The organism is Streptomyces glaucus (assembly GCF_039533365.1).
In the GTDB taxonomy this organism is placed as follows: domain Bacteria; phylum Actinomycetota; class Actinomycetes; order Streptomycetales; family Streptomycetaceae; genus Streptomyces; species Streptomyces glaucus.
Genome location: NZ_BAAATK010000031.1, coordinates 20,278 through 31,849, shown reverse-complemented (window position 1 = coordinate 31,849; position 11,572 = coordinate 20,278). Strand labels below are relative to the sequence as shown.

Annotated in this window: 12 protein-coding genes; 4 read left to right on the top strand and 8 right to left on the bottom strand. The window is 75.3% G+C overall.

All coding sequences use genetic code 11. The features are described from left to right. The first annotated feature begins 33 nt into the window (after positions 1 to 33). The gene (locus tag ABD363_RS21795; protein WP_344606156.1) at positions 34 to 948 is read left to right on the top strand and encodes a YceI family protein; all 915 of its coding nucleotides are present in this window, start codon (positions 34 to 36) and stop codon (positions 946 to 948) included. Positions 949 to 1,000: 52 nt separating this feature from the next. Here the strand turns inward: ABD363_RS21795 and ABD363_RS21790 are convergent, their stop codons facing one another. Then, a complete protein-coding gene (locus tag ABD363_RS21790; RefSeq protein WP_425578012.1) occupies positions 1,001 to 2,386 on the bottom strand; it encodes a lipase family protein in 1,386 nt (461 codons plus the stop codon). A gap of 93 nt (positions 2,387 to 2,479) precedes the next feature. Then, a complete protein-coding gene (locus ABD363_RS21785; protein WP_344606154.1) occupies positions 2,480 to 3,067 on the bottom strand; it encodes a molybdenum cofactor biosysynthesis protein in 588 nt (195 codons plus the stop codon). Positions 3,068 to 3,189: 122 nt separating this feature from the next. On the opposite strand from ABD363_RS21785, the gene pgm reads away from it, so the two are divergent. Next, on the top strand, positions 3,190 to 4,830 hold the full coding sequence (gene pgm / locus ABD363_RS21780) for a phosphoglucomutase (alpha-D-glucose-1,6-bisphosphate-dependent) (RefSeq protein WP_344606152.1): 1,641 nt from the start codon (positions 3,190 to 3,192) through the stop codon (positions 4,828 to 4,830). Between the two features lie 446 nt (positions 4,831 to 5,276). Here the strand turns inward: pgm and ABD363_RS21775 are convergent, their stop codons facing one another. Further along, entirely contained in the window at positions 5,277 to 5,951 is a 675-nt protein-coding gene (locus ABD363_RS21775) for a hypothetical protein (protein WP_344606150.1), read from the bottom strand. 196 nt (positions 5,952 to 6,147) lie between these two features. Here ABD363_RS21775 and ABD363_RS21770 point away from each other — a divergent pair, with 196 nt between their 5' ends. Next, positions 6,148 to 6,576 (top strand): hypothetical protein, encoded by a 429-nt coding sequence (locus ABD363_RS21770; protein WP_344606148.1) that lies wholly within the window; start codon positions 6,148 to 6,150, stop codon positions 6,574 to 6,576. Positions 6,577 to 6,682: 106 nt separating this feature from the next. Here ABD363_RS21770 and ABD363_RS21765 read toward each other — a convergent pair whose 3' ends face one another. From ABD363_RS21765 to ABD363_RS21745, 5 genes are all read right to left on the bottom strand, one after another. After that, a complete protein-coding gene (locus ABD363_RS21765; RefSeq protein WP_344606146.1) occupies positions 6,683 to 7,768 on the bottom strand; it encodes a GNAT family N-acetyltransferase in 1,086 nt (361 codons plus the stop codon). Positions 7,769 to 7,886: 118 nt separating this feature from the next. Next, positions 7,887 to 8,297, bottom strand: coding sequence for a hypothetical protein (locus ABD363_RS21760; RefSeq protein WP_344606144.1), 411 nt, complete (start codon positions 8,295 to 8,297; stop codon positions 7,887 to 7,889). 321 nt (positions 8,298 to 8,618) lie between these two features. After that, positions 8,619 to 9,080: a GNAT family N-acetyltransferase gene (locus ABD363_RS21755; RefSeq protein WP_344606142.1), complete on the bottom strand. Its 462-nt coding sequence runs from the start codon at positions 9,078 to 9,080 to the stop codon at positions 8,619 to 8,621. Positions 9,081 to 9,351: 271 nt separating this feature from the next. Next, positions 9,352 to 9,759 carry an ATP-binding protein gene (locus ABD363_RS21750; RefSeq protein WP_344606140.1) on the bottom strand — a complete coding sequence of 136 codons (408 nt, stop codon included), beginning with the start codon at positions 9,757 to 9,759 and terminating at the stop codon, positions 9,352 to 9,354. A gap of 211 nt (positions 9,760 to 9,970) precedes the next feature. Next, positions 9,971 to 10,117: a hypothetical protein gene (locus ABD363_RS21745; protein ID WP_344606138.1), complete on the bottom strand. Its 147-nt coding sequence runs from the start codon at positions 10,115 to 10,117 to the stop codon at positions 9,971 to 9,973. 299 nt (positions 10,118 to 10,416) lie between these two features. Between ABD363_RS21745 and ABD363_RS21740 the strand changes: the two genes are divergently transcribed. Then, positions 10,417 to 11,538, top strand: coding sequence for an amidinotransferase (locus ABD363_RS21740; protein WP_344606136.1), 1,122 nt, complete (start codon positions 10,417 to 10,419; stop codon positions 11,536 to 11,538). The last annotated feature ends 34 nt before the right edge of the window (positions 11,539 to 11,572 follow it).

The following is an 11,572-nucleotide window of genomic DNA, read 5'->3' as shown; positions in this document are numbered from 1 at the left end:
CCCCCCACTGGCAACCTATGAGAGGTGAACACCATGGCCTTCGGACTGCTCCGGCGCCGACGGCTCAAGCAGGGCGCGGCCGGCGCGGCAGGCCTCACACTGCCCCTGCCGCCCGGCGCGGGCGCGTTCGGCTGCACGGTCCTGGACCCCGTGGACCAGCCGCTGGGCGGCGCCGAGGTCACGATCACGGCGCTGACCACGCACCAGGTCACCGCGCGCGGCACCACCGACCCCTACGGCACCTTCGTCGCCGTCCTGCCGCCCGGGCGTTACAGCATGCTGACCGTCGCCGAGGGCCTGGAGCCGCACCGCGAGACCCTCGACATCGTCGGTGACAGCAGCCCCACGCCGCAGTACATCCGGCTCCAGCCGGCCCGGCAGCTGCCCCTCCCTCCGGCCGGCGGCTGGCTCTTCGACCCGCCGCACACCGCGATCCGCTTCATCGCCAAGCACGTCGGCATGGCGCACGTCCACGGCCGTTTCGAACGCTTCGACGGGTCCATCCAGATCACGCCGGACATGACCGGCTCCCGCGTGCAGGTCCGCATCGACGCGTCCAGCATCAACACCGGCAACACCACGCGGGACAACCACCTGCGCTCGGCCGACTTCCTGGACGTCGAGCGCTACCCGTACATCGACTTCGCCAGCACGCGCTTCGTCTACCGCGGCGGCAGCAAGTGGAACCTCCTGGGCACCCTCAGCATGCACGGGGTGAGCCGCTCGGTGTCGCTGGACACCACCTACCTGGGCACGGTCAACGGCGGCTACGGGGAGGAGCTGCGCTGCGCGGCCCTGGCCACCACGGAGCTGCACCGCGAGGACTACACCCTGAACTGGCGGTCGATGCTGGCGCGGGGGATCGCGGTGGTCGGCCCGACGGTGCAGCTGGAGCTGGACGTCCAGGCGATGTACCGCACGCCCGACACCCCGACGCCCCCGGAGTAGCGGGGACGCCGGTGTTCCGCCGGGCACGCAGCCCGGCGGAACACCGGCCGGCTCACCGCCGCAGCGGCAGGGTCCCGCAGTTCGGCTTCGCGGGCTCGCCCGCGAGCCGGTCGGCCAGCCAGGAGACCGCCTCGCCCTGGTCGGCGAGGTAGGGCGCGAGGTGGTTGGTGAGGATCTTGTCGCCGAGGTTCGGCAGGTTCACGGCCTCGTACGTGACGTCGCCCCCCTTGGCGCACCAGTCCACGGCGAGCTGCCGGGACTGGCGGTGCGGGACGATGTCGTCGTGGACGCCGGTGGCCAGCCGCACCGGGCCGCCGGGCCGCCCGCCGCCGAGGCGCTGCCTGTCGAGCACGGCCCGGGCGCGGGGCTCGGCGGCGATGACGTCGCCGAGGGAGGTGCCGCCCACCGTCCACCGGGTGCTCCTGGTGAAGCCGTGGCCGAGGACGGCGTCACCGACGCACATGGTGGAGAGGTCCTTCAGCGCCGCCCTCCCGGCGCCGTTGACGTGCTGGTCGAGCACGTCGCGCAGATCGGGCTCGGCCTGGGCGAACCCGTTGATCGACCAGCCCAGCGCGCCGGCCAGGGCACTGCCGTCGATGCCCTTCATCACCGCCGTCAGATCGGCGGGCGGCGCGCCGCTGTAGGTGCCGGCGAGGTCGATCTCGGGCGCGTAGGAGGGCTGCAGTTCGGCCGCGGACGCGCTGGCGCCGCCGCCCTGGCTGTAGCCGTACAGGCCGACGCGGGAGGCGGCGGTGACGGACGCCCCGGGCACCGAGCGGGCCGCGCGGACCGCGTCCAGCAGGGCGTGCCCCTGGTCGAGGCGGTTGACGTAGGTGTGCAGCCGGTCGGTGGTGCCGAGGCCGGCGTAGTCGGTGACGACGACGGCCGCGCCGGTGGCCAGGAGCCGGTAGACCGCCAGGTTGTCGTAGCCGATCGACACGGTCTCGCCGGTGAGGGTCAGCGGGTGCTGCAGGGCGAGCGACGGCGCGCACTGGTCGCCCTGGCCCATGGTGCCGGACGCCACGGCCACCAGCGGGCGGGGGCCGCCGCCCTTCCAGGCCGCGTACGGCTCGATGTAGGCGCCGGTCACGGCGGTGCGCTGCCCGCTGGAGTCGGTGGACGTGTACATCAGGCGGGTCGCCGTGCCCGGTATCCGGCGGCCGTCCAGGCCCGGCAGGCTCAGTCCGAGCCGCAGGGGCTCGTGGCGGACCAGCGTGCCGTTGCCGGCGGGCAGGTCGGCGGGCGGGGTGTAGAAGGCGGGGATGGGCACGCCCCGGGACACCACCGGCTCGGACCCGGCGGCGGGGGAGGCGGAGGCGGGCAGCGCGGACGCGCAGACGCAGGCCGCCGTGACGGCGACGCCGGCCAGCAGGGTTCTGCGGGGTCTGCGCGCGGGCTTTCGGGGGGTGGAAGGCGAAGGGGTTGTGCTGCGGCTCACGGCTCACTCCTCGCTCTGCTCCGGTGCAGGGGAGGAGAACCTAGCGCCGCTTGTTTACCGTCGGTAACACCTCGGTGGGTTACGCTACGGTAACTATTGGGCGGTCGGCCGCCCGGCGGGTACGGACACGCCGGGACGCGCCGGCGACGGCCCAAGGCCCGCGCGGCGCGCGGTCACGCGCGCGTCCGGCCCGCCGACGACGCGGAAGGACGCCGGGCCGGGCGTGAGCGGCCCGTCGCTCAGCGGCGTGCACCGCACACCGCCCTTGCCGCGCAGGGCGCGCCGCGCGCCCGGGCCCACGGTGACGTCCCTCCACGCGCAGGGACGGGCGGGGCGGTTCACGGCGAACAGCACGGACCCCGTCCCGCAGTCCGGGGCGATCGTCGCGCCGACGCGGGAGTCGATGTCGACACCCCGCAGGAGGACGTTCCGGCGGGTGTGCCGCAGGCCGGCGGACGGGTCGACGGCCAGGGGGAGGTGCTCCGCGGCCATGATGGTCACCGCCGCGTCCCGGTGCGCGGGCCGGCCGTGGTAGCGGTCGCCGACCAGCCCCAGACCGCGCCGCACCTCGACCTGCGGCACGCGCTCGTCGGCCGGGCCGGGGGAGGGGCCGTCCGCGGGCCGCCCGGACAGCCGGTGCGCGGGCGACACCGGCAGTTGCAGCACCTCCACCTCGATCATGCCCCCACCCTGGGCCGCTCGCGCCCGTGACCTTCCTCTCCCCGCCGGGTGCGAGCGCACGCCCCGCAAGGGGGAAGATGAGACCGCGAGCGAACGCACGACCGATGTGGAGGAGCGGGCTCATGCAGCATGAGCGAGCGGGCAGGCCGGCCGGACCCGAGGACCTGATCGACGTCGCCCGGCTGGTGACGGCGTACTACGCGCTGCACCCCGACCCGGCCGAGCCGGGGCAGCGCGTGGCGTTCGGCACGTCCGGACACCGCGGATCGTCCCTGGCGGCGGCGTTCAACGAGGACCACATCGCCGCGACCAGCCAGGCCATCGTCGAGTACCGCCAGGAACAGGGGACCGACGGCCCCCTCTTCCTCGGCGCGGACACGCACGCGCTGTCCGAACCCGCGCGGATCACCGCCCTGGAGGTGTTCGCGGCCAACGACGTGACCGTGCTCGTCGACACCGCCGACGGCTACACCCCCACCCCGGCGGTCTCCCACGCCATCCTCACCCACAACCGGGGCCGCACCTCGGGCCTCGCCGACGGCGTGGTCGTGACCCCCTCGCACAACCCGCCCGCCGACGGCGGCTTCAAGTACAACCCGCCCAGCGGCGGCCCGGCCGGCTCGGACGCCACCCGCTGGATCCAGGACCGCGCCAACGAGATCATCGCGGGCGGCCTGAAGGACGTCCGGCGCGTGCCCTACGCCAAGGCCCTGACCGCGCCCGGCACCGGCCGCTACGACTTCCTCGGCCGCTACGTCTCCGACCTGCCGAGCGTGCTCGACCTGGACGCGATCCGCTCGGCCGGGGTGCGGATCGGCGCCGACCCGCTGGGCGGCGCCTCCGTCGCCTACTGGTCGCGCATCGCCGAGCAGCACCGGCTCGACCTGACCGTGGTCAACCCGCTCACCGACCCGACCTGGCGGTTCATGACGCTGGACTGGGACGGGAAGATCCGCATGGACTGCTCCTCGCCGTACGCGATGGCGTCGCTGATCGAGCAGCGCGACCGCTTCCAGATCGCGACGGGCAACGACGCCGACGCCGACCGGCACGGCATCGTCACCCCCGACGGCGGGCTGATGAACCCCAACCACTACCTGGCCACCGCCATCGCCTACCTGTACGCCCACCGCACGCAGTGGCCCGCCGGAGCGGGCGTCGGCAAGACGCTGGTGTCGTCCGGCATGATCGACCGGGTCGCCGCCGACCTCGGCCGCCGCCTGGTCGAAGTGCCCGTCGGGTTCAAGTGGTTCGTGGACGGACTGGTCGACGGCTCGCTCGGCTTCGGGGGCGAGGAGTCCGCCGGGGCGTCCTTCCTGCGCCGCGACGGCTCGGTGTGGACCACCGACAAGGACGGCATCATCCTGGCGCTGCTCGCCGCCGAGATCACGGCCGTCACCGGGAAGACGCCGTCCCAGCACTACGCCGCGCTCACCGCCCGCTTCGGCGAACCCGCGTACGCCCGTATCGACGCCCCCGCCTCCCGGGAGGAGAAGGCCCGCCTGGCCAAGCTGTCCCCGGACCAGGTCGGCGCCGACACCCTCGCCGGGGAGCGGGTCACCGCGATCCTCACCGAGGCGCCGGGCAACGGCGCGGCCATCGGCGGCATCAAGGTCGCCACGGAGAACGCCTGGTTCGCGGCCCGCCCCTCGGGCACCGAGGACGTCTACAAGATCTACGCCGAGTCCTTCCTCGGCCCCGACCACCTCGGCCAGGTGCAGGAGGAGGCCAAGCAGGTGGTGCTGGGCGCGCTGGGCGGCTGATCCGCCGGTTCCGTGGCCGGGGACGGCGGGGCGTGCGGCCGTCCCCGGCCACGGGACCGCGGGGACGCGCCGGGCCGTACGCTCCGCCGTCCCCGGCACGCCCCCGGCTCCCGCGCCGGACGGCACCGCGCGCCGGCGCGGGAGCCGCCCCGCCCTTCGCCTCCCGGACCGCCGCCCCGGCCCCGCGGCACGCCGCGCCAGGGATCGACGTACCGGCGCGCGCCGCACTCGTGGAGGACCACGGCGAGCCGGGTGACGGGAAGCCGCAGGGGGTGAGCAGCAGGCCCGTGGGCAGTCCTCCCGGGCCTGACGGGTCATCAGGGACGGGGCCTCGACGGTGAGAAGGACGGCGAGGCAGCCCGGGACGGCGAGCGCGGCGCCCCGCCGCCGTCGGCAGGCCCGCCGCGGGACGCGCAGACCGCGCCGGTGTCCGGACCGTCCACTGTTCAGCGGAGGTCGATCAACCGGTGCAGGGGCGTGCCGCCCGCCCAGCGGCTCAGCAGCGCGCCGTCCATGAGGCGGGTGCTCCCGTCGGCCCGCGTCCACCGCACGTCCCTGGGGCCGAAGGCGCCGCGGTGCACGATCAGGCGCAGGGGCGGCCCGTCGCCGGGCCTGCGTGCGGGCGGGGCGGGCGGATCCTCGTCGGGCAGCGGTTCGGCGACGGGCCGGAACGCCACCTCCAGCCGCTGCCCGTCGCCCCGGCGGGCCTGCAGACGGGGCCGGACGCGCTCCCCGGCCGGGAAGCGGACGGACCAGCCGTCCCGGCGCAGCATCCGGGCGACGGCCAGCGCCAGACCCGCCACGTCCAGGTCCGCGATCTCCTCGGCGGTGTAGTAGCCGAGGCGCCGGCGCACGGAGGGGCGGTGGCGCCGGACGAGGACCGGCACGGCGACGGCGGCGAGGGCCAGCACGGCGAGCGGCACCCCGATGCCGAGGGCGCGGTAGGCCGCCGCGACGCCCGCGACCGCGCCGGACAGCGCCAGCACCAGCCCGGCCAGCACCGGCAGCACCTCACGGAACTCGGGGCCGTACCGCCCCTGGGAGCGCAGGAGTCCCACCACCCGCCGCCGCCGGGCACGGCGCGACTCGCGCTCACCGGCTCTGCGGCGCCACCTCGTCACCGGGGCCAGCTCCCCCCTCCGCCGCGGGTGCGGATGCGTGCGAGGCATACCCGCCCCGGGCGGCACCCCCTCGCCGAGGGTGCGTTTCGGACAGGATTTCGGCCGAAGTGCCGCCTGCCGGGCGGGAATCGGGGTCCGCCTCCGGCGAACGGGACGCGTCGCGTTTGCCGATCGCGCCCGAGGCAAGTCGGTGTCCATGAGCGAACCGAACAACGACACGAACCAGAAGCCCGGTTCCGCGCGAGCGACCGGGGACAAGGCCCGCCGCGCCGCGGACAAGGCGACCGCGCCCGCCGCGCAGGCCGCGAGGAACGGCACCCGGAAGGCCGGTGACGCCGCGTCAGCCGCCAAGGCGGGAGCCGCGCGTACGGCCGGGGCGGCCACGGAGGCCGCGCACACCGCGGCCCGGGGCGTGGAAACGGGCCGGCAGGCGCTCGCCACGGCCTCCGGGCAGGTCGCGGCCACGGCCCGGACGGCCTGGACGGTGATCGCCCACCGCAAGGCCCTCGCCGCCGGCGTGGGCGCCGGCCTGACCGCGCTGAGCGCCGCGTCGTACGCGGTGGGCCGGCGCGCGGGGCGGCACACGCACGGGCCCCTCACCCGGCTCACCGGCGGGCGGATCTGACCCCGCCCGGGGGCGGGCCGGGAGCGACGCCCCGCGGCCACCGACGGCGCGGCCGAGGGGCGTCCCGCCCCCGTTCCCGCCCTCCCGGGCGGGCTCCCCGCCCGCCTCACCGCGTGCGCAGCCGCCCCAGTTCCTCCAGCGTGCGCGCGGCGGCGCCGGCCAGCCGGGGGCGGCCGCGCACGAAGCGCCGGGCGGCCCGTGCCGGTTCCCGCGCCAGCCGGTACGCGGCCCCGCCCGGCCGCGCACGCACCACCGCGCCCTCGTGCACCCGCAGGTCACGGGTCTTGAACGACTCCTTGTAGCGGGCCGCCCCGCTGCCCAGGTCGACCGTCCTGATCCCGTCGGCGGCCGCGGCCTCCAGCATGCGCAGCAGCAGCACCAGCCCGGGGGAGTACCGGCCGTAGGCGCGGTCGTAGGCCGGGAACCACCAGGACAGCACCGTGCGTGAGCGCAGCCCGAAGTGAGCGGCCACCGGCCGGTCGGCGGCGTACAGCACGGACAGCACCCCCCGGCACTCGGGTTCGTCGCCGTCGGCCAGCAGCTCCACCAGCCGGGTGATCCACTCCTGCGCGAACCGGTCCCGCCGGCCCGTCCTGCGGTACTGCGCGGACTTCCACCGCATCAGCGCCCGCAGGGCGTCCGGGTCCCGGGCGTCGTACTCGAACCGCACCTCGCCGACCTGCCGGGCGAGCTTCCGCTCCTTGGCCAGGGTCTGTCTCAGCGAGCTCGGCGAGTTCACCCGCAGCCGCCGCGCGTACCGTTCGAACCCCCCGTCGAGGTCGACGACCGGGGAGGCCGACTCCTCCACCGCGTACGGGAGGAACAGGCCCTGACCGGCCTCCAGGTTGTCGAACTCCCAGGACGACAGCGCGCAGGCCGCCAGCAGCCTGCGCGCGTCGAGCCGGATGCCGGGGCGCAGGACGGCCCCCTGGCTGTCCGACACGCCCAGTCCGACCGCCCGGCCCTGCCCCAGCGGCCCGCGCTCGTGGGGGAAGAACCCGACCGGGGACCCGTCCTGCTGCAGCACCGCCACTCTGGCTCCCGGCCTGACCCGGCCGACGGCCGCGGTGAACTCCGGGTCGAGGAACGGGTTCGCCGGTGCTCCGCATTCGGCGCGGATCTCCCGCCACATCTTGTGGTCGTCGGAGCTCAGCTCCTCCGGCCTGAGAACGAGAATGCGCTTTCCGGGCATGCCTGCCTCCTGTGTCGTGGAAGGGAGAGGGACACACGAGGGCCTGCCCGGACGGCGGACGGGCACCAGACAGCACTGGAGCCGCACGGCACAGGCCCTCGCCGGGACCTGCCGTCGCTCAGCAGCGGAACGTCTGCAGTGCGGGAGCGCTCCGGGTGACGTCACCCGTGCCGGGACGCTCCGCCGCTCCCGCGCGGCGGAGGTCCGTACCGCCCCGGTCCACCACGTCCGCGCGCGCCGGGCCACCCGGCACCGCGTGACCGGACCCGGCCGCCCCGGCGGTTCTCGGCGACCGGGCGGCGGAATGGCGGACCGACGTGTCCTCGGCGCACGGACACGGCTGCCCGGCGGCTTCGGTCCCGGCGGCTTCGGTCCCGGCGGCCGGCGCGTCGTCGGGCGTCGCGGCGTCCGCCGCCGCCACGGCCCGCGCCGCCGTGCCCGCGTCCGGCCCGCCGCCCGGGCCGAGGAGGTGCAGCAACAGCAGCGCGGCGGCCAGGACCGCCGCCACCGCCCACCGCCGCCGCATCATCGGGCCCCTGACCTGCGTCTCAGCGGGGCGGACAGAAGAGGTCGGGCTCCGGGTCCGGCACAGGCGGAGTCCCCGCACCCCCCCCGGCCGCGCCTTCCAGTAGGCCGAGCGCATCGCGTCCCGTCAAGCCCTCGGGGAACGATTCGGCCCTCCCGCGTCGGCGTCCACCCCCCGGAGCCGGGGCCCGGGGCCGGGGCGGGGGACGGGCGCGCGAGCACCGGCGCGGACCGGCCGGCGCCCGTCACGCGGCGTCCGGCGCCGTGCGGACCCGCCGCGACGGGCCGGCGCCGCGGGGAACGCCGGCGGCGGGCCGGGGTCCCGTCACCAGACCTCGCCCTCCGGCGGCAGCGGCCGCTCGAAGACGGCCATGGGGCGGCCGGGGCCGTGGTAGTCCTCGACGACCCGCGTGCCGAAGCCGAGGCTGCGGTGGAAGGCGAGCGAACCGGTGTTCCCGACCGACGTGACGGCCTTCAGCCTCCGGGCGCCCTGCTCACGCGCGGCCTGCGCGAACGCCGCGTAGAGACGCCGCCCCAGACCGGTGCCGCGGGCGTCGTCCCGCGTGGCGACCAGATGGACGTATCCCGTTCCGGAGGGCGTGACGAAACCGATGAGGTATCCGCGGACGCCGTCCGCGCCGCGGGCCACCAAGCAGGTGGAGCCGAACTCGTGCACCAGGGAGAACAGGTGCAGCGACCTCAGGTCGCGCTCGCCCCAGTACCGCGCGTGCTGCTCCAGCACGTCGTGGAGGTCGCTGATCCGGGCCGGTGTGATCTCCGCGTCCATACGGGTGATCGTGCCAGGCCCGGATGCGCGGCGGGCGGGGGTGCCGCTACCGGGCCGGTGCGCCGGGTCCGTCCGGCGAACCCCCGCTTCCCGCGCGGCACCCGGGACGTCACCGACCGCGGCGCGGTCCGGGGGTCCGCCCCGGCGGCACGGCGCTCCCCGGCCCGTCCCCGGCGCCCGTCGCCGGCATCCGCACCGGCCTTCGCGGTCCGCGGCGCGGGTCGTCCGCGCAGGGTTCCGTCCGCGGCGCGGGCCGGTTCCGGGGCGCGGGTCAGCTCCGGGGGCCGCGGAAGCAGGCGGTGACCGTCTTGCCGTGGGGGCAGGGGCGGGTCTCCCAGGTGTCGGCCAGCGCGTCGACGAGGAACATGCCGCGCCCCCCGACGCGCTCGGTGCTGGGGGTGCGGGGCGACGGCAGGGTGGTGGAGGTGTCGTGCACGGAGATGTGCAGGCAGCGGTCGTCCCAGGTCAGGATGAGCTGGGCGTTGCTGCGCGCGTGGAAGTGGGCGTTGGTGACCAGCTCCGAGACGGTCAGCAGGACCGCGTCCACGGTCTCGGGGGCGCTGGTGGTCCAGCCCAGGGCGTCCAGGTGTTCACGCGCCCAGTCCCGTGCCGCTTTCACCTCCGTGTCCAACGGCAGGGAGCGGGCCCAGCCCACCGCGCGGAGTGACGTTCGATCCACGGCGTTCCTTTCCTGGTCCGACTGTACTGGGGGAGACGGCCCCGACACGGGCGGTGACGCCGCCCCGGCGAACCGGTCTCCGGCCGCCGGGACGCCCCCGACACGGGGCAGGGGATGCCGACCCGGTGCGGACCGGCGTGCGGTCCCCGCGACAGCCGCGCGGCCCGGTCATACGGGATGCCGGGCCGCGCGGAGGGCGGGGGCGCGACGGTCAGCGGTGGCCGCGGAGCCTGCCCAGCAGACGCTGGGCCTGCGCCCGGCGCCGCGGGTCGGCCGCGGCCCGCCGGGCCTGCTCGGTCGCACGCCGTCCCTGAGGGCTCCGGGCGAACTGCTTGATGCGGTTCATCATGCCGGGCATGGGGTCCCTTCCTTCGGATGCCGGATCTGGTTGCTCCTGCCCTTCGGTTACCCATTGCGGACATATCCAGCCCCCCCGTCCGGACTCGTGTGTCCGCGCCGCGCCCCGCCTCCGGCAGGGCGGGGTCCGGCGTGTCGCGGAGGGCCGCGCCCGGACATTCACTTCCGGTAACGCATTGGATATGGTGAGTCACCGGCCTGGTCGAAAAGCGGTCGAGTGTGACGGTAGTGCAGATACCGGGCATTCCGGCGCCGACGGCGGACGACGATTGCCCATACACGCCCTGGGGGCCACGCGTGATGTCGACACCATCAGCCACCACTGCCGAGGCGGCGGAACCGCTCGTCTCACCGGTCGGTTCGCACAACGAGTGGGACCCGCTGGAGGAGATCATCGTCGGCCGCCTCGACGGCGCGACGATCCCCTCCGACCATCCGGTGGTGACCTGCAACATCCCGCCGTGGGCGGCGCGGTTGCAGGGACTGGCCGCCGGTTTCAGGTATCCGCGGCTGCTGGTCGAGCGGGCGCGCCAAGAGCTCGACCAGTTCATCGCCCTCCTGGAGTCCCTCGACGTCACGGTCAGGCGCCCGGCCCCGGTCGACCACCGGCAACGCTTCAGCACCCCCGACTGGTCGTCGCGCGGTTTCTGCAACTCCTGCCCGCGCGACAGCATGCTCGTGATCGGCGACGAGATCATCGAGACCCCGATGGCATGGCCGTGCCGGTACTTCGAGACCCACTCCTACCGGGAGATCCTCAAGGACTACTTCCGGCGCGGCGCGCGCTGGACGGCGGCGCCGAAGCCGCAGCTCACCGACGCCCTGTTCGAGAGGGACTTCCGTGTCCCGGGGCCGGACGAGCCCATGCGCTACATCCTCACCGAGTTCGAGCCGGTCTTCGACGCGGCGGATTTCGTCCGCGCGGGACGCGACCTGTTCGTGACGCGGAGCAACGTCACCAACCGCATGGGCATCGAATGGCTGCGCCGCCACCTCGGACCCGGCTACCGCATCCACGAGATCGAGAGCCGCTGCCGTACGCCCATGCACATCGACACCACCTTCCTCCCGCTCGCGCCCGGCAGGGCACTGGTCAATCCGGAGTACGTCGACGTCGACCGCCTGCCCGACGTCCTGAGCTCGTGGGACATCCTGATCGCCCCCGAGCCGGACCCGATCGACGAGCACCTGCTGAAGATCACCTCGATGTGCGGCAGGTGGCTCAGCATGAACGTGCTCATGATCGACGAGAAACGGGTGATCGCGGAGCGGCACCACACCGAGATGCTGCGCGCACTGGAGAAGTGGGGTTTCGAGCCGATCCCCTGCGACCTGCTGCACTACGCGCCGTTCGGCGGCTCCTTCCACTGCGCCACCCTCGACGTGCGGCGCCGCGGCACCCTGGAGTCGTACACCGGCTGACCGGTTCGCACGCGCCGGCCGGACGGCCGCCGGA